Annotated in this window: 24 protein-coding genes and 1 pseudogene; 19 read left to right on the top strand and 6 right to left on the bottom strand. The window is 67.6% G+C overall.

The annotated features are described in order from the left end of the window. Window position 1 precedes the first annotated feature (1 nt). The gene (locus AC3WOH_RS03845; protein WP_492228088.1) at window positions 2-943 is read right to left on the bottom strand and encodes an esterase/lipase family protein; all 942 of its coding nucleotides are present in this window, start codon (window positions 941-943) and stop codon (window positions 2-4) included. 166 nt (window positions 944-1,109) lie between these two features. Here AC3WOH_RS03845 and AC3WOH_RS03850 point away from each other — a divergent pair, with 166 nt between their 5' ends. From AC3WOH_RS03850 to fabB, 9 genes are all read left to right on the top strand, one after another. Then, on the top strand, window positions 1,110-1,592 hold the full coding sequence (locus AC3WOH_RS03850; RefSeq protein ID WP_184858796.1) for an Lrp/AsnC family transcriptional regulator: 483 nt from the start codon (window positions 1,110-1,112) through the stop codon (window positions 1,590-1,592). 52 nt (window positions 1,593-1,644) lie between these two features. Further along, the gene (locus AC3WOH_RS03855; RefSeq protein WP_492228089.1) at window positions 1,645-2,538 is read left to right on the top strand and encodes an ATP-binding cassette domain-containing protein; all 894 of its coding nucleotides are present in this window, start codon (window positions 1,645-1,647) and stop codon (window positions 2,536-2,538) included. Further along, the gene (locus AC3WOH_RS03860) at window positions 2,535-3,368 is read left to right on the top strand and encodes a hypothetical protein (protein ID WP_492228090.1); all 834 of its coding nucleotides are present in this window, start codon (window positions 2,535-2,537) and stop codon (window positions 3,366-3,368) included. Before AC3WOH_RS03855 ends, AC3WOH_RS03860 begins: the two co-directional genes overlap by 4 nt. Then, entirely contained in the window at window positions 3,365-4,321 is a 957-nt protein-coding gene (locus AC3WOH_RS03865; protein ID WP_492228091.1) for a hypothetical protein, read from the top strand. The genes AC3WOH_RS03860 and AC3WOH_RS03865 overlap by 4 nt, the downstream gene beginning before the upstream one ends. A gap of 278 nt (window positions 4,322-4,599) precedes the next feature. Beyond that, a complete protein-coding gene (locus AC3WOH_RS03870) occupies window positions 4,600-5,331 on the top strand; it encodes a GNAT family N-acetyltransferase (protein ID WP_184858788.1) in 732 nt (243 codons plus the stop codon). Window positions 5,332-5,457: 126 nt separating this feature from the next. Further along, on the top strand, window positions 5,458-6,333 hold the full coding sequence (locus tag AC3WOH_RS03875; protein WP_492228092.1) for a CorC family transporter: 876 nt from the start codon (window positions 5,458-5,460) through the stop codon (window positions 6,331-6,333). Further along, window positions 6,333-7,931, top strand: a complete 1,599-nt coding sequence (gene lnt / locus AC3WOH_RS03880; protein WP_492228093.1) for an apolipoprotein N-acyltransferase — start codon at window positions 6,333-6,335, stop codon at window positions 7,929-7,931. Before AC3WOH_RS03875 ends, lnt begins: the two co-directional genes overlap by 1 nt. A gap of 179 nt (window positions 7,932-8,110) precedes the next feature. Further along, the gene (fabA, locus tag AC3WOH_RS03885) at window positions 8,111-8,641 is read left to right on the top strand and encodes a 3-hydroxyacyl-[acyl-carrier-protein] dehydratase FabA (RefSeq protein WP_184858783.1); all 531 of its coding nucleotides are present in this window, start codon (window positions 8,111-8,113) and stop codon (window positions 8,639-8,641) included. Beyond that, window positions 8,638-9,852 (top strand): beta-ketoacyl-ACP synthase I, encoded by a 1,215-nt coding sequence (fabB, locus tag AC3WOH_RS03890; protein WP_492228094.1) that lies wholly within the window; start codon window positions 8,638-8,640, stop codon window positions 9,850-9,852. Before fabA ends, fabB begins: the two co-directional genes overlap by 4 nt. Before the next feature lie 52 nt (window positions 9,853-9,904). Here fabB and AC3WOH_RS03895 read toward each other — a convergent pair whose 3' ends face one another. Then, a complete protein-coding gene (locus tag AC3WOH_RS03895) occupies window positions 9,905-10,810 on the bottom strand; it encodes a LysR family transcriptional regulator (RefSeq protein WP_492228095.1) in 906 nt (301 codons plus the stop codon). Window positions 10,811-10,965: 155 nt separating this feature from the next. Here AC3WOH_RS03895 and AC3WOH_RS03900 point away from each other — a divergent pair, with 155 nt between their 5' ends. The 8 genes and pseudogenes from AC3WOH_RS03900 to AC3WOH_RS03935 all read left to right on the top strand — a co-directional run bounded on the left by AC3WOH_RS03900 (window position 10,966) and on the right by AC3WOH_RS03935 (window position 19,005). Then, a complete protein-coding gene (locus AC3WOH_RS03900; protein WP_492228096.1) occupies window positions 10,966-12,036 on the top strand; it encodes a type II asparaginase in 1,071 nt (356 codons plus the stop codon). 306 nt (window positions 12,037-12,342) lie between these two features. After that, complete coding sequence (glyQ, locus tag AC3WOH_RS03905) at window positions 12,343-13,266, top strand: glycine--tRNA ligase subunit alpha (protein WP_492228097.1); 924 nt, start codon at window positions 12,343-12,345, stop codon at window positions 13,264-13,266. A gap of 23 nt (window positions 13,267-13,289) precedes the next feature. Continuing rightward, a complete protein-coding gene (glyS, locus tag AC3WOH_RS03910) occupies window positions 13,290-15,425 on the top strand; it encodes a glycine--tRNA ligase subunit beta (protein ID WP_492228098.1) in 2,136 nt (711 codons plus the stop codon). Between the two features lie 35 nt (window positions 15,426-15,460). Next, entirely contained in the window at window positions 15,461-16,027 is a 567-nt protein-coding gene (gene gmhB, locus AC3WOH_RS03915; RefSeq protein ID WP_492228099.1) for a D-glycero-beta-D-manno-heptose 1,7-bisphosphate 7-phosphatase, read from the top strand. A gap of 76 nt (window positions 16,028-16,103) precedes the next feature. After that, window positions 16,104-16,850 (top strand): lysophospholipid acyltransferase family protein, encoded by a 747-nt coding sequence (locus tag AC3WOH_RS03920; RefSeq protein WP_492228100.1) that lies wholly within the window; start codon window positions 16,104-16,106, stop codon window positions 16,848-16,850. A 22-nt stretch (window positions 16,851-16,872) separates the two neighbouring features. Beyond that, a complete protein-coding gene (locus AC3WOH_RS03925) occupies window positions 16,873-17,826 on the top strand; it encodes a M48 family metallopeptidase (protein WP_492228294.1) in 954 nt (317 codons plus the stop codon). A 294-nt stretch (window positions 17,827-18,120) separates the two neighbouring features. After that, window positions 18,121-18,393, top strand: a pseudogene (locus AC3WOH_RS03930) (MBL fold metallo-hydrolase); the annotation flags it as partial. Window positions 18,394-18,588: 195 nt separating this feature from the next. Next, window positions 18,589-19,005: a rhodanese-like domain-containing protein gene (locus tag AC3WOH_RS03935; RefSeq protein ID WP_492228295.1), complete on the top strand. Its 417-nt coding sequence runs from the start codon at window positions 18,589-18,591 to the stop codon at window positions 19,003-19,005. Window positions 19,006-19,066: 61 nt separating this feature from the next. Here AC3WOH_RS03935 and lysM read toward each other — a convergent pair whose 3' ends face one another. Beyond that, window positions 19,067-19,549 carry a peptidoglycan-binding protein LysM gene (gene lysM / locus AC3WOH_RS03940; protein ID WP_184858766.1) on the bottom strand — a complete coding sequence of 161 codons (483 nt, stop codon included), beginning with the start codon at window positions 19,547-19,549 and terminating at the stop codon, window positions 19,067-19,069. Between the two features lie 193 nt (window positions 19,550-19,742). Here lysM and AC3WOH_RS03945 point away from each other — a divergent pair, with 193 nt between their 5' ends. Next, the gene (locus AC3WOH_RS03945) at window positions 19,743-20,510 is read left to right on the top strand and encodes a type III pantothenate kinase (RefSeq protein ID WP_492228101.1); all 768 of its coding nucleotides are present in this window, start codon (window positions 19,743-19,745) and stop codon (window positions 20,508-20,510) included. 27 nt (window positions 20,511-20,537) lie between these two features. On the opposite strand, the gene AC3WOH_RS03950 is transcribed toward AC3WOH_RS03945, so the two are convergent. From AC3WOH_RS03950 to AC3WOH_RS03960, 3 genes are all read right to left on the bottom strand, one after another. After that, window positions 20,538-21,311 (bottom strand): tetratricopeptide repeat protein, encoded by a 774-nt coding sequence (locus AC3WOH_RS03950; RefSeq protein WP_492228102.1) that lies wholly within the window; start codon window positions 21,309-21,311, stop codon window positions 20,538-20,540. Between the two features lie 53 nt (window positions 21,312-21,364). Continuing rightward, window positions 21,365-22,027 (bottom strand): TetR/AcrR family transcriptional regulator, encoded by a 663-nt coding sequence (locus AC3WOH_RS03955; protein ID WP_184858760.1) that lies wholly within the window; start codon window positions 22,025-22,027, stop codon window positions 21,365-21,367. A gap of 218 nt (window positions 22,028-22,245) precedes the next feature. Then, the gene (locus AC3WOH_RS03960) at window positions 22,246-22,815 is read right to left on the bottom strand and encodes a phasin family protein (RefSeq protein ID WP_184858758.1); all 570 of its coding nucleotides are present in this window, start codon (window positions 22,813-22,815) and stop codon (window positions 22,246-22,248) included. A gap of 242 nt (window positions 22,816-23,057) precedes the next feature. Between AC3WOH_RS03960 and AC3WOH_RS03965 the strand changes: the two genes are divergently transcribed. Continuing rightward, complete coding sequence (locus tag AC3WOH_RS03965; protein ID WP_492228103.1) at window positions 23,058-25,046, top strand: SDR family oxidoreductase; 1,989 nt, start codon at window positions 23,058-23,060, stop codon at window positions 25,044-25,046. Window positions 25,047-25,141 lie beyond the last annotated feature (95 nt).

A 25,141-nucleotide genomic window follows, 5' to 3' on the forward strand; every position in this document is an offset into this window, starting at 1 on the left:
TTTACAGGCCGGCTGCCTTGAGGCGGTTGGCCTGCTGGCGGTACAGCGTGACCGGGTCGGTCGAGAACCAGTCGCGCAGACCCACGAGCTGGTTCACCTCATCGAGGTGGTTCTGGCGGTAGTCGCCCAGGTGGGTGCCCAGCCGCGAGGAGCAGGCCGAGACCAGGCCATCGTTGGCCTCGCCGAACACCAGGCCCAGCACGCCGAGCAGCGCGTCGCTGGCGTCCAGCACGTTGGTCAGGGTCTTGGTGCCGGTCCAGGAGTAGTAGCGCACGCCATTGACCAGCTCGGCACCGTTGCCGCAGCCGCTGGTGGGCACGCCTTGCGGAAAGCGGCGGTTGAAGGCGGCCGACCCGGCCGTGGTCAGCGAGTCGAGGGCTGCCGTAGGTGTCTGCGGCAGGCCGGTGCCGCCCGAGGTCAGGTTGATCAGGGCCACCAGTGCCGTGGCTGCGCCATTGGCAATGGTTTCGGAGACCGAGCCCGCAGGTGCCACGCCGCGCACGATGTCGGCCACGCGCGAGCCTCGGTTCACCCCACCCACCGAGGTCACCGAGGCGACCTTGCCCGGTGCCACCCCGGCCACATAGCGCGCCGTGGGGCCGCCGTGCGAGTGGCCCACCAGGTTCACCTTGCCCGCACCGGTGATGGCCAGGATGTTGTTCACCTGCGCCAGCAGCTGCTCGCCCCGCACCTCGGTGCTGTTGGCGGCCGAGACCTGGGCTACATAGACCTTGGCGCCCCCTTGGCGCAGCGCATCGGGAATGCCGTAGAAGTAGTCCACGCCCAGCGCCGAGTCGAAGCCGAACAGCCCGTGCACCAGCACGATGGGGTAGCGCGTCTGCGTGTACCCGGCCTGTGCGTGGGCACTGGCCCCCAGGAGCAGTGTCGAAGCGGTGGCGGCGAGCGCGAGTCGCCGCAGAAGGCGGCCAAAGAAACCGGTCATGTGCTTGTCTCCGTTGATGGATATTTTTGGTTTTCGCAAAAAAGAACGACCGTTCGTTTTTGCGCCATTCATTGTTCTTTGCTCGGCCCATGTGTCACTATCGGGACATACCCGAGTTTGATGAAGGGCCATCGCGGCACGCTCCAATTTCGTAAAATCCTGCGCCATGACTGCTTCCAACGCACTTGACAAGCTGGATCGGGCCATCCTGCGCCGTTTGCAGGAAAACGGCAGGGAGACCTACGACGTGATCGGCGAGCAGGTGGGGCTGTCCCCGAGCGCTGTGCTGCGCCGGGTCAAGCGGCTCGAAGACGCGGGCGTGATTGCGCGCTACGTGGCCCTGGTGCCGCCCGAATCCGTGGGCCTGGGGCTCACCGCCTACCTCAATGTGCGCCTGGAAAAACACACCGAAAGCCACAAGCGCAATCCCATGGATGTGTTCCGCGCCAGCGTGCAGACCTGGCCCGAGGTGGTCGAGTGCGCTTCGCTCACGGGCGAGATGGACTACCTTTTGCGCGTGGTGGTGGCCGACATGGCGCACTACAGCCGCTTCATCATGGACACGCTGCTCAAGCACCCGAGCGTGCAGGACTGCAAGACCAGCTTCGTGCTGGACCGCGTGAAGGCGACCACCGCAGTGCCCGTGTGACAATCCCGGCGCCGCGGCGGCCTGGCTGCCGCGTTCCAGAGAGGGACTGTTCGTGATCGCCATCGACGACCTGCATTTCGGCTACGGCCGCAACGCGCTCTACCAGGGCTTCTCGGCCCAGGTGCGCCAGCCCGGCATCTATGGCCTGTTCGGGCGCAACGGCAGCGGCAAGTCCACCCTGCTCAAGCTCCTGTGCGGCTTGCTTACCCCCTGGGCCGGCCGCATGCAGGTGCTGGGCCAGGTGCCGCGCGAGCGGGCGGCCGACTTCCTGGCCGGCATCTGCATCGTGCCCGAGGAATTCCACCTGCCCAACCTGACCACGGGCCAGTTGGCGGACACCCAGGGCGTGTTCTATCCGCGCTTTTCCAGGGCCTTGTTCGGCGAGTACCTGGACGAACTGGAGGTGCCCACCGCCAGCCGTTTCGAGGCCATGAGCCTGGGGCAGAAGAAAAAGGCGGCGATCGCCTTCGCCCTGGCCACCGGCACACCGCTGCTGCTGATGGACGAGCCCACGAACGGCCTCGACATCGTGGGCCGCGGCCAGTTCCGCCGCCTGGTGCAGCGGCCCGAGCATGCCGAGCGCGCCGTGCTCATCAGCACCCACCAGGCGCACGATCTGGAAAGCATCCTGAGCCATATCTGGTTCATCGACCAGGGGCAACTGGCCTTGTCGGCCCGCATGGCCGACCTGGCCGGGGTGCTGCGCACCGGCGTGGCGGGTGGCGAGCAGGATTTGCCGGCCGCGCAGGACCTGCTCTACCAGGAGCGCATTGGGCAGCAGATCGCCTATGTGGCGCGGCATTCCCCCTCCGACGCGCAGACGCTGCCGGTGGACGGCTCCGTGCAGCTGGAGCTTCTCTACAAGGCACTGAGCCTCAACCGCGATGGCATGCTGGCGGCGCTGGTGCCAGCGCAGCAAACGGGCGTGTCCCCGGAGCAGGCATGAGCATGGAATTCATCCCGGTGCGCGCTCCCGAATCGCCCACGTTCTCGTGGGCGCGTTGGCGGCGCCTGGCGCGGGCCCAGTGGGCCGAGCAGCGTCCGCAGTACCTGGCGCACCTGCTGGTGTGCGGCATGCTCTACATCGCGCTGCTGTTGTTCTTGCTGGGGGTGTCCGGCTTTTCTGCGTTCCAGACCCCGGTGCAGGTTTCGCTGTACTTTGGTGGCTTGTTCCTCACGGGCTTTGTGTTTGCCGGGCGCTATTTCGGCGCCATGGCGCAGCGCGAGTCGGCCTTGCTGGCCCTGATGCGGCCCGCGTCGGTGTTCGAGAAATGGCTGCTGTGCGCTGTGGTGGTGGCCATGGCCTATCCGCTGGCCTACAGCCTGTTGTTCCTGGCCATCTCCTGGCCCGTGCAGCAGATCGCCATGGCCGTGCGCTCGGCCCTGGAGCCGCAGACCTTCAAGCCCGAGGACTATGCGCTCTTCGTGCCGCTGGCGAAAATGGCCGCGCGGCAGGCCATGCCAGTGCCTCAGCAGGCCGGGCTGCTGATCGGCTTCTGGGCCCTGCAGGCGTTTGCCGTGGCGGGCTCGCTCTACTACGCGCGGGCGTCCCTGCTCAAGACCCTGGCCTTGGGCTTTGCGCTGTTCGTGCTCACGGCGCTGGTGTGTTCCGTGGCGGGGGTGCGGGCTGAGGTGCTGTTTGCCTGGTGGTCCTCGCGCCGGTCCGTGCCCCTGGATGCGGGCGTCCAGGCCATCAATGTGCTGCTGTGGATCGGCTTGCCGGCGCTGCTGTGGCTGCAGGCCTATGTGCACCTGAAAGAAAAGGAGCTGCAGTGAACCCCTCTGTGGCCCGTCGGCACCCCGCACCCCGGCGCGGGCGCTGGCTTTTTCTGGCGACGCTGCTGCTGTTCTGGATGCTGCTGTTCGCGAGCGGCATGGACCGCTTCAAGAGGCCTGATCCCGCTGCCGTGGCCTATACCATCGAGGCCCAGGCCTTGGCGGGCGTGACCGGCCTGCGGCTGGAGGAGGCGGGTGACAATGCCTCGCGGCTGTTGGTGCGCGTGGTGCTGGACGATGTGCCCGATGTGCGGATCACCGTGCAGTCGCGCCCTGGGGATGGCGATGGTCCGGACCCGCTGTTCGGGAAATTCCCGGGGCTCACCGCCACCCGCGAAGGCGACACCCTGGTCCTGCACTGGACCGAAGCCCCGGCGCCCGCCGGTACCCCGCCCAGGCGGCATGGGAAGTCCATGGTGTGGATGGATGAGATCGTGCTGCCCACCCAGTTCCGGCACCTGGCACTTGCACGTGCCCGCATCGAAGCGCAAGTCCCCGTGGAACGGCTGGAGGTGGCGGGGCAGTCGATCGCCGTGCGCGGCACCGTCCAGTACCTGGATCTGTGGTCCACCCAGTGCCGGCCTTGCGGCACCTGGAGGGTGCCTGGAGTGGCCGAGGACCCGGCCCAGTGCGCGGAACGCACCCGCCGGGGTACGGCGTCGATGGAGGTGAATGCCGCGCGCATGCGTTCGCTGCGGGTGGACGCGCGTGCCGGACAATTGGATCTGTCGGAGACCCAGGCCTTGGAAAGCGCGGTTCTGCAACTGGGTGACTCCGTGGCCCTGTCGGTGGACCGGGCGAGCGTGCTGGAAAAGGCGCGCGGCAGCGCCCGGGATGCAGCCCCGGGCCAGCCTGCCGCCTGCGGCCTGCCGGCTGCGGCAGCCACGCCCGTGCCCGTGCTGTCGGCCTACACGGCGCAGGCCGAGGCCCCGCCCGTCCGCCGACTGCCCTGAGGGGCGGATTGCCAACAGCGGGCGCTCCCCGCCTCGCCAGGGGTGTTGCTCTTGCATCCTGTGCGTGGCAGGCTTAACGTGGCGTTGCCAAGCCGGTGGCCCATGGGGCTGGCATGGGCCCGGTGTAGCAGCCATTTTGCTATGAAATAAGGAGCAAACCATGCAGGATGGGCATTGCATGACCCCGTTTTTGAAGGAATTCGACGTGCCTCACTATTTTGCTGCGATGCAGCAAAAACCGCTGGAAATTCCTAGGGAAAACCCTTATATTTGGAGCCATGTTCGCTACCAAAGACTGGCTCAAGGCATCCTGGGACGCGGGCCGGGGCATGCTGCGCCCGGTCACGGGACGCCCGCATGAAAGCGAGGACACCATGTCTGCACCGCTGATGGTCCCCATCCGTTCGCTCGGCCCCTCGTACCGTGAGCGCATCACGGCCCACCTGTTGCAGCTGGAGCCTGCCGACCGCTACCTGCGTTTCGGCTATGCCGCCAATGACGAGCAGATCCGCCGCTATGCGGACCAGCTCGACTTCAACCGTGACGAGATCTTCGGCATCTACAACCGCCGCCTCGAACTCATCGCGATGGCCCACCTGGCATTTTCCGAGCATCCCGAGTACAAGCATTGCGCGGAGTTCGGCGTCTCCGTGCTCAAGCAGGCTCGGGGCCGGGGCTTTGGTGCGCGCCTGTTCGAGCGCGCCGTGATGCATGCCCGCAACGAAGGGGTGAACATGGTGTTCATCCATGCGCTGTCGGAAAATACCGCCATGCTCAAGATTGCGCGCAACGCGGGCGCCCAGGTGCGCCGCGATGGCTCGGAGTCCGAGGCCTACCTGCAGATCGCGCCGGCCAGCCTCGATACGCGCGTGGCCGAGCTGGTCGAGCAGCAGTTCGCCGAGGTGGACTACCAGCTCAAGCGCCAGGCCAAGCAGTTCTGGGACTTTCTGGCCGGGGTGCAGGAAGTGCGCAGTGGCGTGCAGCACGCGCGCCACCAGTCCGCCGAATAATAGGCGGCGCAGCACGGGGTAGGCCGGCCCGCACGGGGCAGCGGCCGCCTGGACGACAGGCGCTGTCACAACAATCCGCTATCCTAGAGCCCCTGATCCACTACCGCACGTCCTGCACAAGAGACAGTGTCTGACCCGCACCCCGGGCGATTGCCCGAAAAGGAAGACAAGCGCACCTTCCTGCAGAAAGTCGCCGAGTTCATCCACCCCGGACCGGACTCGACCGAAGAGCTGATCGAAACGCTGGCCGAGGCCGAGGACAACGACGTCATTGGCGCGGAATCCCGTGTGATGCTTGAGCGTGTCATCCGCATGGCCGACATGACGGCGGGCGACGTGATGGTGGCCGCGCCACGCATGGACCTGGTCAACATCGACGCGCCGTTCGAAGACCTGCTGTACCTGGTCATCACCACGGCGCACTCGCGCTTTCCGGTGTTCCAGGGCGAGCGCGAGAACATCATCGGCATCCTCATGGCCAAGGACCTGCTCAAGCTGCAGCGGGCTCCTGAGCTCAACATCCGCGCGCTGTTGCGCCCGGCCGTGTTCGTGCCCGAGAGCAAGGGCCTCAATGACCTGCTGCGCGAGTTCCGCGGCAACCGCAACCACCTGGCCATCGTGATCGACGAATTCGGCCGTGTGGCGGGCCTCATCACCATCGAGGACGTGCTCGAACAGATCGTCGGCGAGATCGAGGACGAGTTCGACATTCCCGAGGACGCGGGCGACATCTTCGCCCTGGCCGACCGCACTTACCGCGTGAGCGGCGACACGCCCATCGAACGTGTGGCCGAATCCTTCGAGGTCACGTTGCAAGGCAGCGACCGCGAGGAGGCGTTCGACACCATCGGGGGCCTTATCGCCCACGAGATGGGCCATGTGCCCCGGCGCGGCGAGCATGTGCAGCTCGGTGGCCTGCATTTCGTGGTGCTGCACACCAAGGGCGGCGCCGTGCGCTGGTTCAAGGTGTCGCGCATCGAAGAGAGCCAGGCTGGCGACTGATGGGGCTGGCGCGCGGAACGCAGGCATCCAGGATCGCCTTGCCCTTGTGGATCGCCGTGCTGGCCGGGCTGGCGCAGGCGGCCTCGCTGGCGCTGCCCTGGAATGGCCAGCCTAAGTGGTGGCTGCAGATCGCATCCCTGGCCGTGCTGGCCTGGCAGGTGCGCGCAGGCGCCCCCACCTGGCGCCGCAGCGCGCTGCTGGGCTTTGTCTTCGCCACCGCGTGGCTGTGCGGTACCTTCTGGTGGCTCTACATCTCCATGCACACCTATGGGGGGCTGGCCGCGCCGCTCACGGTGGCCGCCATCCTGGGGCTCGCCGCCTTCCTGGCCAGTTACTACGCGCTCGCGCTGGGGGTGTTCGGTCGTCTTGCGGTGGAGCACCGTGGAGGCGCCGCACTGCTGTTCGGTGCTGTCTGGCTGCTGGCCGAAATGGCGCGGGGCTGGCTGTGGACCGGGTTTCCCTGGGGCGCGGGTGGCTACGCCCACGTGGATGGGCCGCTGGCTGTGCTGGCGCGCTACGTCGGCGTCTATGGCCTGGGCTTTGCCACGGCGGTCCTGGCCATGCTGCTTGTGCAGGTGCGTGCCAGCGACCTGCGCAGCCTGCGCGCCTGGGCGCTGGTGCTGGGCGGGCTGGCCCTGCTGGGGCTGGCCACCGCGGACCGCCACTGCGCGGTGGAGCTGTGCCACACGCCGGCGGCACGCGCCCCTGCGCCGCTGCAGCTGGCGCTGTTGCAGGGCAATATCCCGCAGGACGAGAAGTTCCAGCCCGGCTCCGGGGTTCCCCTGGCGCTGCAGTGGTACCGCGAGCAGCTCGACAGCGCCAGCGCCTCGCTGGTCGTGGCGCCCGAGACGGCCATCCCCCTGCTGCCGCAGCAGCTCATCCCCGGCTACCTCGAAGGCATCGCCAAGCGCTACGGCAGCGGCTCGCAGGCCGTGCTGCTCGGCATTCCGCTGGGGGACGAGGCCGAGGGCTACACCAATTCCGTGCTGGGCGCCCGGCCCGGCCTGACCGCGCCCTACCGCTACGACAAGCACCACCTGGTGCCGTTCGGCGAGTTCATCCCGCCCTTCTTCAAGTGGTTCACGCAGATGATGAACATCCCGCTGGGCGATTTCAACCGCGGCGGCCTGGGCCAGGCCCCGTTTGCCTTTGCCGGCCAGAGGATCGCCCCCAACATCTGCTACGAGGATCTGTTCGGCGAAGAGCTGGGCGTGCGCTTTGCCGACCCGGCCGGCGCGCCCACGGTGTTCGTCAATTTCAGCAACATCGGTTGGTTCGGCAACACCGTGGCCATCGACCAGCACCTGCACATCAGCCGCATGCGCGCGCTGGAGTTTGAGCGGCCCATGGTGCGTGCCACCAACACCGGCGCCACGGCCATCATCGACCACCGGGGTGTGGTCACCCACCAACTGGAGCGCCACACGCGGGGCGTGCTGCTGGGCGAGGTGCAGGGCCGGGGCGTGGACGCGCAGCAGGGCTGGGCGATCACGCCCTATGCTTGGTGGGTGTCGCGCTGGGGCCTGGTGCCCCTGGCCGCGCTGGCGGGCGCCATCGTGGCCCTGGCCGCCGTGGTACGCGGCCGAAAAAGCCGGTGATTTCCGGGGGGATGGGGCTTGATCCAGGTCAGCCGAGACCGGGTGCCCCAGTACCCTGACAGGCCAATCCGATGCCGGGCCGGCCGGTGCCTTGATAATAGAGGGCGCAAGCGGGGGCTTGTATTGCGCACAACGATGATTTGAAGCGGCAAGGCCGCTGTTCTGGAGCACGACTGAAAATGGCAGATTCCTTTTCCTACGAACAACTGATCGCCTCGGGTGAGGGCAAGCTGTTCGACGCAGACAGCGGGCGTTTGCCGCTGCCGCCCATGCTGATGTTCGACCGCATCACGCACATCGACAGCGATGGGGGTGAGCACGGGCTGGGAAAGATCCGCGCCGAGCTGGACGTGCGTCCCGACCTCTGGTTCTTTGCCTGCCACTTCCAGGGCGACCCGGTCATGCCCGGCTGCCTGGGCCTGGATGCCATGTGGCAGCTGATCGGCTTTTACCTGACCTGGCTGCGCCTGCCCGGCAAGGGCCGCGCCCTGGGCGCCGGCGAAGTCAAGTTCACGGGCGAAGTGGGCCCGGACGTGAAACTCGTCACCTATGAGATCGACATCAAGCGCGTGATCAAGCGCAAGCTGGTCATGGCCATCGGCGATGCCCGCCTGTACGCCGACGGCAAGGAAATCTACGTGGCCAGCGATTTGCGCGTGGGCCTGTTCAAGCGCGAGGAAGCAGGCGCAGCCGCTGGGGAGGCCGCATGAAACGCGTCGTCATCACGGGCACGGGCATCGTCTCGTGCATTGGCAACGACAATGCCACCGTCACCCAATCCCTGCGCGAGAGCCGCCCTGGCATCCGCGCCATGCCGCAGTTCACCGAGCTGGGCATGCGCAGCCAGGTGGCGGGTGTACCGCAGATCAACCTCGAAGAGCTGATCGACCGCAAGCAGCTGCGCTTCATGGGTGATGCGGCCGCCTACGCCCACATCTCGCTGGCCAACGCGATTGCCGAGTCGGGCCTCACGCCCGAGCAGGTCTCGCACCCGCGCACCGGCCTCATCATGGGCTCGGGCGGCGGCTCGCCTGCCAACCAGATCGAGGCGGCCGACATCCTGCGCAGCAAGGGCATCCGCCGCGTCGGGCCCTACCAGGTCACGCGCTGCATGAGCTCCACCGTGTCCGCCTGCCTGTCCACCAACTTCGGCATCAAGGGCATCAACTACTCCATCACCTCGGCCTGCAGCACCTCGGCCCACTGCATCGGCGCGGCTGCCCAGCAGATCGCCTGGGGCATGCAGGACGTGATGTTCGCCGGCGGCGGCGAGGAAGTCAGCTGGGGCATGGGCCTGCTGTTCGACGCCATGGGCGCCATGTCCAGCGCCTACAACGCCACGCCCGAGAAGGCCTCGCGCGCCTACGACGCCCACCGCGACGGCTTCGTGCTGTCGGGCGGCGGCGGCGCCGTGGTGCTCGAAAGCCTGGAGCACGCGCAGGCGCGCGGTGCCACCATCCTGGGCGAGGTCATCGGCTTCGGCGCCACCTCGGACGGTGCCGACATGGTCGCCCCCTCGGGCGACGGCGCCATCGCCTGCATGCGCCAGGCCATCGCCACGGTGGACGGCCCCATCGACTACATCAACACCCACGGCACCTCCACGCCGGTGGGCGACGTGCCAGAACTGCGCGCCATCCGCGAGGTCTTCGGCGACGCGATTCCGCCGTTTTCGTCCACCAAGTCGCTCACCGGCCACTCGCTGGGCGCCACCGGTGTGCAAGAGGCCATCTACTGCCTGCTGATGCTGCGCCAGGGCTTCATTGCCGGCTCGGCCAACATCGAGACCCTGGAGCCCGCCGCCGAGGGCATGCCCCTGGTGCGCGAGACGCGCGATGCGCCGATCCGCACCGCGCTGTCCAACAGCTTCGGCTTTGGCGGCACCAACGCCAGCCTGGTGCTCCGTCGCTGGGATAACTGACCCGCGCGGTTTTCAGCGCAACCCGCCATCCCGCAAGGGATGGCGGGTTTTTTCATGCCGCCTTTGCCGAAAGGGCCTGGTGCAACAGCCCCGGCAGCATGGCCAGCATGCGGGTGGCGGGCAGGCCCGGGGGCAGGGCACGTGCGTGGTAGCTGTACAGCGACATGGGGGGCAACTCGTGCAGCTCCACCGCCACCATGGCCTGCGGGTCGAGCTGGGTGGCGGTGAGGAAGTCCACCACCGTCCAGCCCATGCCGCGGCGCACCAGGTCCAGCGCCAGGCGCGAGGTCTGCACCTGCAGGCCGGGCCCTGCGGGCGTACCCAGGCGCTGGGCGATTTCGTCGATGGACTGGCGCATGGGGTCGTCGCCCACGAGCCGGATCACCGGTACCTGGGCCAGCCGGGCGGCCGGGGTCACGGCGCGCGGTGCGCGTGTCCACACCGCCTGCGCCACGGCCAGGTACATGCGGCCGCTGACCAGCAGCTCGCTGCGCACCTGCGGGTGCGGGTGCTTGTAGAAGCCCAGGCAGAAGTCCACGCTGCGCGTGAGCAATGCCTGCGTCATCTGGTCCTGGTGGATGGTGCGCACCTCCACCCCCACCTGCGGGTAGCGCAGGGCGTGCTCCTGCAGCACCCGCGGCAGGAACTCGTGCGTGATCGAGGGGATGGCGGCCAGGCGCACGTCGCCCGTGTCACTGGTGCCCAGGTTGCGCGCCGTGCGGCGCAGCGCGTCGAGCTGGCGGTGGATGCCGGTGGACTCGGCTGCCAGCACCTGGGCTTCGGGCGTGGGCGTGAGGCCGGCCGGCGTGCGCACGAACAGGCGGTAGCCCAGCTGCAGCTCGGTGTGTGCCACGGCCTTGCTCACGGCCGAGGGGGTGATGCACAGCAGGCGCGCCGCGGCACTCATGTTGCCGGTCTGCAGCACGGCCTGGAAGACCTCGAGTTGGCGCAGGTTCATGGGTGTGAGTGAAATTCACAAGGGATGGCTGATTATTCCCTGTAAGTGTGCGCGAGTCTCTCATACGATCCGGCACCGCCAACGAGCGGGTGAGGGCCGCCGCAGCGCAGGCCGCGGCAGCCCTCTGCAAAAACAACTGTCTGGAGATTTCTGTGATGCGCATTTCCCACCCCATGCACCGCTGGCTTGCCGGCCTGCTGCTCTCGGCCGCGTCGGCCGTGGCCATGGCCCAGGCCGCCCGCCCCCATGTCGTGGTGCTGGCCACCGGCGGCACCATTGCCGGCGCTGGCGCTTCGGCTGCCAACAGCGCGACCTATGCCGCGGCCAAGGTGCCGGTCGACAAGCTGCTGGCCGGCCTGCCGGAACTGGCCGGCGTCGCCCGCGTCTCGGGCGAGCAGGTGTTCCAGATCGCCTCCGAAAGCTTCACCAACGACCACCTGCTGCAACTGGGCAAGCGTGTCTCGGCCCTGGCCAAGCAGGCCGACGTGGACGGCATCGTCGTCACCCACGGCACCGACACGCTGGAAGAAACCGCCTACTTCCTGAACCTGGTGGTGCGCACCGCCAAGCCCATCGTGGTCGTGGGCTCCATGCGCCCCGGTACGGCCCTGTCGGCCGACGGTGCCCTGAACCTGTACGACGCCGTGGGCGTGGCCGCCAGCAAGGATGCCGCCGGCAAGGGCGTGCTCGTCACCATGAACGACGAGATCCAGAGCGGCCGCGACGTGAGCAAGACCATCAACATCAAGACCGAGGCCTTCAAGAGCCAGTGGGGCCCGCTGGGCATGGTGGTGGAAGGCAAGAACTACTGGTTCCGCGCCCCGGTCAAGCGCCACACCAGCGCGTCCGAGTTCAACATCGACGAGATCCAGGCCCTGCCCGCGGTGGACATCGTCTACGGCTACGGCAACATGAACACCACCGGCATCGAAGCCTACGGCAAGGCCGGCGTGAAGGCCCTGGTCCATGCCGGCACCGGCAACGGCTCCGTCGCGGCCCAGGCCGTGCCCGCCCTGCAGGCGCTGCGCGCCCAGGGCGTGCAGGTGGTGCGCTCGGCCCGTGTGCCTGATGGCTTTGTGCTGCGCAACGCCGAGCAGCCCGACGACAAGTACGACTGGGTCGTGGCCCACGACCTGCGCCCCCAGAAGGCCCGCATCCTCGCCATGGTGGCCCTGACGAAGACCAACGACAGCAAGGAACTCCAGCGCATCTTCTGGGAGTATTGATTTTTGATTTGGCGCACCACGCGTGCGCCGACCGGCTGCCCTTGCGGGCAGCCACCGGTGCGCACCGGCAGACAGACAGCTTGCGCAATCGGTTGGAAAGGCCGGGGCTCCAAAAGGGCCCCGGCCTTTGTACTTGGGGCCGTGTTTTCACGCCCGGGAGCGGCCTGCGCGAGGCCCGCGAGCGAAGGCGTGCTGCAGCGCCGTAAAATCACGGGTTTGCGTGCGCGAGGGGTTCCCCCGCGCAACGGCCTTTTTCTCCATTCCCCCTTTAATGCCCGGCCCTGGCTTGCCAGCGCCACAGACGCCATGTTGACATTCCAGCAAATCATCCTGAAGCTGCAGTCCTACTGGGACGCGCAGGGTTGCGCCCTCTTGCAGCCCTACGACATGGAAGTGGGCGCCGGCACCTCGCACACCGCCACCTTCCTGCGCGCCATCGGCCCCGAGCCCTGGAAAGCCGCCTACGTGCAGCCCAGCCGCCGCCCCAAGGACGGCCGCTACGGCGAGAACCCCAACCGCCTGCAGCACTACTACCAGTTCCAGGTGGTCCTGAAGCCCGCACCCGCCAACATCCTGGAGCTGTACCTGGGCTCGCTGGAGGCCCTGGGCTTCGACCTCAAGAAGAACGACATCCGTTTCGTCGAGGACGACTGGGAGAACCCCACCCTGGGCGCCTGGGGCCTGGGCTGGGAAGTCTGGCTCAACGGCATGGAGGTGACGCAGTTCACCTACTTCCAGCAGGTGGGCGGCATCGACTGCAAGCCCGCCACGGGCGAGATCACCTACGGCCTGGAACGCCTGGCCATGTACCTGCAGGGCGTGGACAACGTCTACAACCTGACCTGGACCGAAGGCGCGGACGGCTCCAAGCTCAGCTACGGCGACGTCTACAAGCAAAACGAGGTGGAGCAATCCACCTACAACTTCGAGCACAGCGACGCCGACTTCCTGTTCACCGCCTTCAACGCGCACGAAAAGCAGGCCAAGCACCTGATGGAGCAGCAGCTCGCCCTGCCGGCCTACGAGCAGGTGCTCAAGGCGGCCCACAGCTTCAACCTGCTGGATGCACGCGGCGCCATCAGCGTGACCGAGCGCGCCGCCTACATCGGCCGCATCCGCAACCTGGCGCGTGCCGTGGCGCAAAGCTACTACGAGAGCCGCGAGCGCCTGGGCTTCCCCATGGCACCCCGTGCCTGGGTCGAGCAACTGCCCAAGAAACCCGCCGCCTGAGCCACCGCCGGAGCCCCTGACAAATGACGACAACGCAAAACCTCCTGGTCGAACTGTTCGTGGAAGAGCTGCCCCCCAAGGCGCTCAAGAAGCTGGGCGACGCCTTTGCCGGCGTGCTGGCCGAGCAGCTCAAGGCCCTGGGCCTGGCCACGCCGGCCTCCACCGTGACCGCCTTCGCCTCGCCCCGCCGCCTGGCCGCCCATGTGACCGCCGTGGCCGCCAAGGCCGCCGACAAGGCCGTGCAGCAAAAGCTCATGCCCGTGACCGTGGGCCTCGATGCCGGCGGCAACGCCACGCCCGCCCTGCTCAAGAAGCTGCAGGCCCTGGGTGCGGACGTGTCCAACCCTGCCGCCGCCGTGGCCGCGCTCAAGCGCGCGCCCGACGGCAAGGCCGAAGCCCTGTTCTATGACAGCGTGGTGCCCGGCGCCACGCTCGAAGAAGGCCTGCAGAAGGCCCTGCAGGAATCCCTGGCCAAGCTGCCCATCCCCAAGGTGATGAGCTACCAGCTCGAATCCGACTGCGAACTGCCCGGCTGGACCAGTGTGAACTTCGTGCGCCCGGCGCACGGCCTGGTGGCGCTGCACGGCAGCACCGTGGTGCCCGTGAAGGCGCTGGGCCTCACGGCCGGCAACAGCACGCAGGGGCACCGCTTCGAGGCCGCCGTCTCGCCCGTGGTGCTGAAAGACGCCGACAGCTACGCCGCCACGTTGCAGAGCGACGGTGCCGTGATCGCCTCGTTCGAAGGGCGCAAGGCCGAGATCGCGCGCCAGTTGGCCGCGGCCGCTGCCCAGGTGGGCAATGGCGCCCGCCCCATCGAGGACGATGCCCTGCTCGACGAAGTGACCGCCCTGGTCGAGCGCCCCAATGTGCTGACCTGCGCCTTCGAGAAGGAATTCCTCGACGTGCCGCAGGAGTGCCTGATCCTCACGATGAAGGCCAACCAGAAGTACTTCCCGCTGCTGGACGCCGCCGGCAAGCTCACCCACCAGTTCCTGGTGGTGAGCAACATCAGCCCTGCGGACGCGAGCTTCGTGATCGGCGGCAACGAGCGCGTGGTGCGCCCGCGCCTGGCCGATGCCAAGTTCTTCTTCGACCAGGACCGCAAGAAGACCCTGGCCTCGCGCGTGGACGGCCTGGCCAAGGTGGTCTACCACAACAAGCTGGGCACCCAGGGCGAGCGTGTGGACCGCGTGCGCGCCATCGCCAAGGCCATTGCCGAGCAACTGGGCGACGCCACGCTGGTGGCCCAGGCCGACCAGGCTGCGCTGCTGGCCAAGACCGACCTCGTGACCGACATGGTGGGTGAGTTCCCCGAGCTGCAGGGCACCATGGGCCGCTACTACGCGCTCAACGACGGCCTGGGCGAAGTGGTGGCCGACGCCATCGAAGACCACTACAAGCCGCGCTTTGCCGGCGACACGCTGCCGCGCAACAGCGCCGGCGTGGTGGTGGCGCTGGCCGACAAGCTCGAAACCCTGGCGGGCATGTTCGGCATCGGCAACCTGCCCACGGGCGACCGCGACCCGTTCGCGCTGCGCCGCCACGCGCTGGGCGTGATCCGCATGCTGGTCGAGAAGGACCTGCCGCTGGATCTGGGGGCGCTGCTGGCCGGCGCCGTGCCGGCATTCGGCGACAAGATCACCGATGCCTCGGCGGCGCTGGCCGACTTCATCTACGACCGCCTGGCCGGCAGCCTGCGCGAGCAGGGCTACAGCGCCCAGGAGGTCGATGCCGTGCTGGCCCTGCGCCCGCAGCGCCTGGCGCTGGTCGAAAGGCAGCTGGCCGCCGTGCGCGCCTTCGCTGCCCTGCCCGAAAGCCCGGCCCTGGCCGCTGCCAACAAGCGCGTGGCCAACATCCTCAAGAAGGCCGGCGAAGTGGACGCCCACGTCAATCCCGACCTGCTCAAGGAAAAGGCCGAACAGGACCTGTACGCCGCGCTGCAGCGCTTCGTGCCCGAGGCCAATGCCCAGTTCGACGCAGGCGACTACACCGCCTCGCTGCAGACCCTGGCCGTGCTGCGCGCCCCGGTGGATGCCTTCTTCGACGACGTCATGGTCAATGCCGAGGAGATGGACCTGCGCCTGAACCGCCAGGGCTTGCTCAAGAGCCTGCACGATGCCATGAACCGGGTAGCCGACCTCTCCCGCCTCGCTGCATGACCTGCTAGGCTGGCGGCTGTCACAAGGGAAATCCCATGAAACTCGCCATCCTGGACCGCGACGGCACCCTGAACCCGCTGGGTGAGGGTTTCGTCACCTCGCCCGAGGAGTGGACCGCCGTGCCCGGTGCGCTCGAGGCCATCGCGCGCCTGAACCATGCCGGTTGGCATGTGGCGCTGGCCACCAACCAGCCGGGCCTGGGGCGCGGGCTGTTCGACGTGGTGGCGCTCAATGCCATCCACGCCAAGATGCACAAGCAGCTGTCGGCCGTGGGCGGGCGCATCGATGCCGTGTTCTATTGCCCGCATGCTCCCGAGGAAGACTGCACCTGCCGCAAGCCCGGCCCTGGCCTGCTCGAACAGATCAGCGACCGCTACGGCGTGGAACGCCACGATGTGCAGGTGGTGGGCAGCTGCCTGGCGCACTTGCAGGCGGGCGCCGCGCTGGGTGCGCAACTGCACCTGGTGTGCACCGGCAGCGCGGCCGGCCTGGCGCCGGGGCAGGGTGTGCCGCCCGGCTACCCCCCGGGCACGCAGGTGCATGCCAGCCTGGCGGCGTTTGTCGAACAGTTGCTGCCGGCGGTGCCGTTGATGGCGGTCTGACCCGCTGCCCAACCCCTTTTCCACACGGGTCCGCTGCGCCATGCTGCAGTGACCCGCGCAAGACGATCCTCACACCATGGCACTGATCCGTTCCATCATTCACCTGGTCTGGATGGCGACCACCTGCATGCCCTATGCGCTGCTCATCATGCTGGGCACGCTGTTCGGTGTGCGTGGGCTGCCGCTGTACCGCATTGCGGCCGCATGGCTGTCGTTGTGCATCAGCGGGGCGCGCGTGCTGCTGGGCATCCGCACCCGCATCACCGGCATGGAGCACCTGCCCCAGGGCGAGAACGAGGGCGCCATCCTGCTGGTCAAGCACCAGTCGACCTACGAGACCTTTCTGATGCCCACGATCATGCCGCACCCGCTGGCCTACGTGTTCAAGAAAGAACTGCTGTACGTGCCCTTCTTCGGCTGGGCCATCGGCCGCCTGGACATGATCCACATCGACCGCAGCCAGCGCGCGCAGGCCTTCAACAAGGTGGTGGAGCAGGGCAAGGCGCTGCTGGCCAAGGGCATCTGGATCATCATGTTCCCCGAGGGCACGCGCATCGAGCGCGGCCAGAAGGGCACCTACAAGACCGGCGGCACGCGCCTGGCAGTCGAGACCGGCGCGCCCGTGGTGCCGATTGCCGTGACCTCGGCCAAGGTCTGGGGGCGCCGGGCTTTCGTCAAGCGCCCGGGCGTGGTGGATGTGTCCATCGGTCAGCCCATCCCCAGCGCTGGGCGCGAGCCGGAAGAGCTGATGCGCGAGGTCGAGGCATGGATCGAGGCCGAGATGCGCCGTCTGGACCCCGAGGCCTACCCCGCAACCCACTGACCGGACCACGGCTTTCCCCATGATGCAGCGGCTCGTGCAATTGGCGCTGGATTTCTTCGACACCCCGCCACCGGGTGCCGCACCCACGCCAGCGCCCAAGGCGGCCGAGCCGCCACCGCCCGCCCAGGCCCCTGTGGCTGCAGCGCCGCCCCGGCCGGCGGGGCCGCCCGCGGTTGCCCTGCCTACCCTGCTGTCGCCTGCCGAGTTCCGCCATCCCGCGGCCAAGCGCGAATTGCTGCTGGGCGAGGCGGTGGTCGCCTATGCGCTGCAGCGCGCGCGCCGGCGCACCATCGGCTTCAGCGTGGGGCCCGATGGCCTGTCGGTGCGTGCCCCCAGCTGGGTCACCCTCGGCGCCATCGACGCCGCGCTGCGCGAAAAGTCCGACTGGATCCTGCGCAAGCTCGGCGAGGCACGCGAGCGCCAGCAGCGCATGGAAGGCGGGCGCATCGTCTGGGCTGATGGCGCCGTGCTGCCCTACCTGGGCCAGCCGGTCACCGTGGTGCTCGATCCTGCGCACGGCTTCAGCGGCCGTGGTGGCCAGCTCAAGGCCCTGGCGGTGGAGGACGCGGCCGGCGCAGTGCCTGTGCAGCGCCTGCATATCGGCCTGCCGCACAGCGCCGGGCCCGCACAGATCCGCGATGCGGTGCAGGCCTGGCTGATGCGCGACGCCAAGCGCCACTTCACCGAGCGGCTGGAGCACTTCGCGCCGCTCTTGGGTGTGCGCTGGACCAGCCTGCGCCTGTCGAGCGCGCAGACGCGCTGGGGCAGCGCCAAGGCCGACGGCTCCATCCGCCTGAACTGGCGCCTGCTGCACTACCGGCCCGCCGTCATCGACTACGTGGTGGCGCACGAGCTGGCCCATCTGCGCGTGATGGACCACAGCCCACGTTTCTGGGACACGGTGGCCACCGTGGTGCCGGACTATGCAGCCCTGCGCAATCATCTGAGAGACGAGCCGGCACCGTTGTGGGATTGAGCCCGAGCGGGGCAGGGTGGCATCGGGCGCGGCAAAATGGCGGGAACCACCGCATCCAGGCCCACCATGATCCCCTTGCAGCTTTTCGATCCCGCCTCCAGCACCTACACCTACGTGCTGCACGACCCGGCCACGCGCCAGGCCGCCATCATCGATCCGGTGGACGAGCAGCTCGACCGCGACCTGGCCACGCTGCAGTCGCTGGGGCTCACGCTGCGCTGGACGGTGGAGACCCATACCCATGCCGACCACATCACCAGTGCCGCACGCCTGGCCGAGCACACGGGCGCCCAGATGGCGGCGCCGGCAGGCTGCGAGATCGGCACGGCGGTCGTGCAACTGCGCCATGGAGACACCCTGGCCTTTGGCGGCGAGACCCTGGAGGCCTTGCACACGCCCGGACACACCGCCGGCAGCATGTCCTACCGCTGGCGCAACCATGTGTTCACGGGCGACGCGCTGCTCATCAACGGCTGTGGCCGCACGGACTTCCAGTCGGGCGATGCGGCCGAGCTCTACCGCAGCATCACGGGCGTGCTGTTCGCGCTGCCCGACGACACGAGTGTCTGGCCCGGCCACGACTACCAGGGCCGCAGCCACAGCAGCATAGCCGCCGAAAAGGCCGGCAATGCCCGCGTGGCGGGCCGCAGCGAGGCCGAGTTCGTCGCGCTCATGGGCTCGCTGAACCTGCCGCGCCCGCGCCGCATGGACGAGGCCGTGCCCGCCAACCAGCATTCGGGCCAGCGCCAGGACGCCGATGGCGTGGCGCAGCAGGCGCCGCGCGAGGCACAGGGCTACGCCGGCGACGTATCGCCCGCACTGGCCTGGCAATGGGTGCAGGACGGTCAGGCCGTGCTGGTCGACGTGCGCAGCGATGCCGAACGCGAATGGGTGGGCCAGGTGCCCGGTGCCGTGCCCGTGGCCTGGAAGCAGTGGCCCGGCATGGCCATGAATGCGGACTTCGATGCGCAGATCCGCCTGGCGGTGCCCGAGGGGGGGCGTGCCGTACTGCTGTGCCGCAGCGGTGTGCGCTCGGTGGCGGCCGCGAAGCGCGCGACCGAGCTGGGCATCACCGCCTACAACATCCTCGAAGGCTTCGAGGGGGATGCCGATGGCCAGGCGCATCGGGGACGCAAGGGCGGCTGGCGCTTTCGCGGCCTGCCATGGCGGCAAGGCTGAGCGGACGCCATGAAAAAAGCGGGCCTGGTAGCCCGCTTTTTCGTTGGAAAGCGCTGTGCGCTCAGAGTGGTGGAATGCGCAGCTTCTGGCCCGGGTAGATCTTGTCGGGGTGGGTGAGCATGGGCTTGTTGGCCTCGAAGATCTTGGGGTACTTGTTGGCGTCGCCGTAGAACTTCTTGGCGATGGCCGAGAGCGTGTCGCCGCGCACCACGTCGTGGTACTGGGCCTCGGGCTCGGGGTTGGTCACGTTCATCAGGTTCTCGACGCTGGTGACGCTGGCCACGTTGCCGCAGCACAGGGTGATCTTCTCCTTGGCCGCCTGCGTCGGGGCGTCGCCCTTGACGGTGACCTTGCCCTGGCTGCCATCGAAGGCCACCTGCAGATTGGTCGCGCCCAGGTTCTGCGTGCCGATGTAGGTCTCGATGGCCTTGGCGGCCGTGGCGTTGAGCTCGTCCTGCGATGGTGCGGCAGCCGTGGCGGCCTGCGCGTCCTTGCCGCCGAACAGCTTTTCACCGGCTTCCTTGATGAAACTGAAAAGACCCATGTCGTATCTCCTAAGGTTGCACAAAACAGGAGAGGCCACTGTAGCGGCAAAGTGCGGCGCCTTGGTGTAAGACGGGCGCGCGACACGATTTTTCACATTGGAGGCCTCTGCTGTCGCCGGGGCGACCTGCGGCGCTGCGGCCTTTGGTGGGCGTGCCGGGTGGGTTGTGCCAAAACTCGGGATAATCCGCCGCATGACTTTCCTGGCCATCGACGTCGGCAACACCCGCCTCAAGTGGGCCCTGTACGACGCCCACCGCCCCGGGGCCACGCTGCTGGCCCACGGCGCCGAATTCCTGGACCATATCGAGAAGCTGGCCGAAGGCAGCTGGGCCGATCTGCCGGTGCCAGAGCGCATGCTGGGCTGCGTGGTGGCGGGAGACGCCGCCAAGCGCCGCGTGCAGGAGCAGATGGAGCTGTGGGACGTGCCGCCGCAATGGGTTGTGTCCTCGGGCGAGGAGGCGGGGCTCATCAACGGCTACGACCACCCTTCGCGCCTGGGCTCGGACCGCTGGGTGGCCATGATCGGTGCGCGCCACCATGTGCTGGCCCAGGGGCCGGCACGGCCGCTGGTGGTGGTGATGGTGGGCACGGCGGTCACGGTGGAATGCATCGACGCGCATGGCCGCTTCATGGGCGGGCTCATCCTGCCCGGGCACGGCATCATGCTGCGCGCGCTGGAGACCGGCACCGCCGGCCTGCACGTGCCCACGGGTGACGTGCGCATGTTCCCCACCAACACGAGTGATGCCCTGACCAGCGGCGGCACCTACGCCATCGCAGGCGCCGTGGAGCGCATGGTGCAGCATGTCCTCCAGCATTGCGGCGAGGAGCCGGCCTGCATCATGACCGGCGGCGCTGGCTGGAAGATGGCGCCCAGCATGACGCGCCCCTTCGAACTGGTGGACAACCTGATTTTCGACGGGCTGCTGGAGATCGCCTCCCGACGTTTTTCAGTCTGAGCGCCTCGCTGGCGCTCAGCGGCTCCATCAATCTTCGAGTTCGGCGCGCGCCATCTCCACGTCCAAGCGCTCCATGGCATCGGCCGTTTCGCAGGCGGCGGCCTTCTCATAGAGCTGGGTGGCTTCCTTCATCTTCTTGTCGCCTTCGAGCATGACGAGGGCATTGGCGTATTCGATCATGGCGATCGCCGAGCCGGGGTTGAGCTTCAAGGCTTCCTGGAACAGCTTGAGCCCCGTGTCTTTTTTGGCGCCATAGGTCATGCCGCCGATCAGCGAGCCCACCTTGTCGATCACCTCTGCGTGGAAGGCGCCCAGTGCGATGCGTGCATCGGCATGCTTGGGGGCCAGGGCAATGGATTTTTCCAGCGATTCCTTGACCTTGCCGCCCAGGCCCTGGGCCAGGGCCTTGGCCACGCTGATGCCCTGGCTGTAGCGGCCCAGGGCATAGGCGTGCCAGTACCAGGCATTGGCGTTGTTCGGGTCTTCGCCGGCCTGGGCCTCGGCGCGCTCGGCCACCTGGGTGAACAGGTCCAGGCGGGTCTTTTCCTTCTGTTCGAGGTAGGTGGCGTAGATGGCCGTTGCCTTGTTGGCCACGGTGATGCCGGGGCCACCGGTGGCCAGGCCCGCCGCGGTGGCCTTTTCGAAATCGCCGCTGTGGAACAGCGCCCAGGCCTGCAGCACGGCCGCATCCTTGGGGCAGGGCTCGGCATCGCCGCTGTGCAGCCGGGCCCAGTGCTTCTTCACGCTCGTGGCATCGAAGCTGTAGTCACCCGCATGGGGAAAAGGGGTCCATTTGGCCATGGTGTGTCTCCTGTGGTTCTTGGGGTCGGGTGTAGGGGGTGGTGCCTGCGTGTTCAGCCCGGTGGGATGGCGTAGGCGCCGACGATTTCCAGCAGGTGGGCGCGTTGCCCGCTCTCCAGGTAGGGCATGAGCAGGTTGAGTACATGGTGGGCCCCACGCAGCAGGGCGGTCTGGGCGCTCTCGGGCTCCAGCGCGCGGCGCGGGTCGCGCACATACTCGAAGCTCAGCCAGTAGGTCAGCACCACCACCATGCTGGTGGCGGTGGCCTCCAGTTCGCGCGTGTCGATGTGCAGTGCGTCCGAGCGGCCCATGCCATCGAGCATGGCGCGCACGGCGCGGGTCTTGTTCTTGAGGATGGCCTGGAAGTGGGTTTCCAGGCGCCGGTTCTTGGACAGCAGGTCGTTGAGGTCGCGGTACAGGAAGCGGTACTGCCAGATCAGCTCGAACAGCGTGTGCATGAAGAACCATGCGTCTTCCACGTTGCGCACCCCATCGGCGGCGGCCAGCAGCTCGGTCAGCGCCTGTTCGTAGCGGTCGAACAGCGCGTTGATCAGCTCGTCCTTGGCAGGGTAGTGGTAGTACAGGTTGCCAGGGCTGATGCGCAGTTCGGCGGAGATGAGGGTGGTGGAGACGTTGGGTTCGCCGAACCGGTTGAACAGGTCCAGCGTGACTTCCAGAATGCGTTCTGCGGTGCGTCGCGGCGCTTTCTTCACCATGTGTGCAGGCCCTCTTCGCGTCGTTTGGGATCGGTCGGTGCGTATCTCTGGCGACACTCTAACCGAGCGGCGGATGCTGCATTGCATCAAATGTGGCATGCCCCCGAAGGGCCGGGGCGCATGCGCCGGGCGCTGCCAGCACCAAGCAAAACGGCTGGCATGCCACAAGGCATGCCAGCCGTCATCTGCCCTGGGGCGGCCAGGGCCGCGCGTGTCGGTCAGGCGCTGGTCGCTGGTGCTGCAGCCTTCTTCGCTGCCGCGCGGGGCTTGGCGGCTGCCTTCTTGGCGGGAGCGGGCGTGCCCTTGGCTGCGGGCTTGGCGGCGGCCTTCTTGGCCACGGCCTTCTTGGCGGGGGCTGCGGACTTTGCTGCGGCCTTGGCGGGCGCTGCCTTGCCCTTGGAGAGGGCGTCGATGCGGGCGTTCAGGGCTTCGATGTCGCGGGCCGAGGGCACGCCCAGCTTGGACAGGGCCTTGGCCACGCGGTCTTCGAAGATGTTCTCGAGCTTGTCCCATTGGCCCTGGGCCTTGGAGCCGATGTCGCTGGCCATGGTGGTCACGCGGCTGGTGGCTTCGGAGATCTTCTCCTCGGCCACGGCCTGGGTCTTGCGCTGGATGGACAGGCCTTCCTTGACCAGGGACTCGAACACTTTGCCACCTTCTTCTTGGGCCTTGGAGAAGGCACCCAGGCCAGCCAGCCAGATCTGCTGGGCCGAGTCCTTGACGGTGCTCGACAGCTGGGCATTGCCACTCTTCTTGTCGGCGCTGAGTTTCTGCAGTTTCTTGACCATGGGGCCTCCGGGGGTGCGATGGATGGGTTGGGGTTGCCGGAGCCAGGGCCCCGACGCATGGACGCACTGTACGCTGCACCTGCGCCCATGTGTAGGCGCGCGCTCCTAAAACCATAGAGCGCGGTCTCTAGGACCTGCCTGCTCCGGGCCCTTCGGCCGCCGCCAGGGCCGCCGCGGGTTTGTGCTGAATCCGCGGCCTGGGCGCATGCGCAAGAATGACCGGATCTGAGAGGAGTCTTTTCATGCAGTATTTCGTGACGGGTGCGACGGGTTTCATCGGCAAGCGGCTGGTCAAGAAGCTGCTCGAACGCAAGGGTGCCGTGGTGCACTTCCTGATCCGGCAGGAAAGCGCCGACAAGGTGGCCGACCTGCGCAGCTACTGGGGCGTGTCGGCCGCGCGGGCGGTGCCGGTCTTTGGCGACCTCACGGCCAAGAAGCTCGGCGTGGCCACCGAGGACGTGAAGAAGCTCAAGGGCCAGATCGACCACTTCTACCACCTGGCCGCGGTCTACGACCTCGGCGCCGACGAAGAGACCCAGGTGGCCGTGAACATCGAGGGCACGCGCAACACCGTGGACCTGGCCAAGGCCATCGATGCCGGCCACTTCCACCATGTCTCGTCCATCGCCGCCGCCGGGCTGTACGAAGGCGTGTTCCGCGAGGACATGTTCGAGGAGGCCGAAGGCCTGGACCACCCCTACTTCCAGACCAAGCACGAGAGCGAGAAGATCGTGCGCCAGGACTGCAAGGTGCCCTGGACCGTGTACCGCCCCGCCATGGTGGTGGGCGACAGCACCACCGGCGAGATGGACAAGATCGACGGCCCCTACTACTTCTTCAAGCTGATCCAGCGCCTGCGCCAGCTGCTGCCGCCCTGGATGCCCACCGTGGGCCTGGAGGGCGGGCGCGTGAACATCGTGCCCGTGGACTTCGTGGTCAACGCGCTCAATGTCATCAGCCACCAGAAGGACATCGCCAAGAAGTGCTACCACCTGGTGGACCCGGTGGGCTACCGCGTAGGCGACGTGCTGGACATCTTCAGCCGCGCCGCGCATGCACCGCGCATGAACCTGTTCATCAACGCCGCGCTGCTGGGCTTCATCCCCAAGGGCATCAAAAAGAGCCTGATGGCCATGGCGCCCGTGCGCCGCGTGCGCAATGCGGTCTTGAAGGACCTGGGCCTGCCCGAGGATATGCTCACCTTCGTGAACTACCCCACGCGCTTCGATTGCCGCGAGACACTGGCGGCGCTCAAGGGCTCGGGCGTGACCTGCCCCAACCTCAAGGACTACGCGTGGCGGCTGTGGGACTACTGGGAGCGCAACCTCGACCCCGAGCTGTTCATCGACCGCAGCCTCAAGGGCACGGTGGCCGGCAAGGTGGTGCTGGTCACGGGCGGTTCCTCCGGCATCGGCCTGGCGGCTGCGCACAAGTTCGCCGAGGCGGGCGCCACCACCATCATCTGCGGGCGCGACCAGGACAAGCTCGACGAGGCCTGCGCCGAGGCGCGTGCCAAGGGCTACGCCTTCGTCGCCTATGCGGCCGATATCGCCGACATGGCCGACTGCGACCGCTTCGTGCAGCTGCTCATCGACAAGCACGGCGGGGTGGATTTCCTGATCAACAACGCGGGCCGCTCCATCCGCCGCGCCATCGAGTCCAGCTACGACCGCTTCCACGATTACGAGCGCACCATGCAGCTCAATTACTTCGGCTGCCTGCGCGTGACCATGGGTTTCCTTCCCGGCATGGTGGCCAAGCGCAAGGGCCATGTGGTGAACATCAGCTCCATCGGCGTGCTGACCAATGCGCCGCGCTTTTCGGCCTACGTGGCGAGCAAGGCGGCGCTCGATGCCTGGACGCGCTGCGCTTCGAGCGAGTTCGCCGACCAGGGCATCACCTTCACCACCATCAACATGCCGCTGGTGCGCACGCCCATGATCGCGCCCACCAAGATCTACAACAACGTGCCCACGCTGAGCCCCGAGGAGGCGGCCGACATGATCGCCCAGGCCTGCATCTTCAAGCCGGTGCGCATCGCCACGCGCCTGGGCATCACCGGCCAGTTGCTGCATGCCCTGGTGCCCCGCGTGGCCCAGATCACCATGAACACCAGCTTCCGCATGTTCCCGGATTCCACCGCTGCCAAGGGTGGGGGCAAGGATGCCAAGCCCCAGCTCTCCGCCGAAGCGGTGGCGCTGCAGCAGATGATGCGTGGCATCCATTTCTGATGGCCCTTCAATCCGCCCCGGCAGGCCCGTGTTGAACTCTGTTACCGGGTAACCGGGCGGGGTGGGATAATCGCGGGTTCTGCCGAGCAGGCATT

This window comes from Acidovorax sp. FW305-C-20-28, assembly GCF_058783375.1.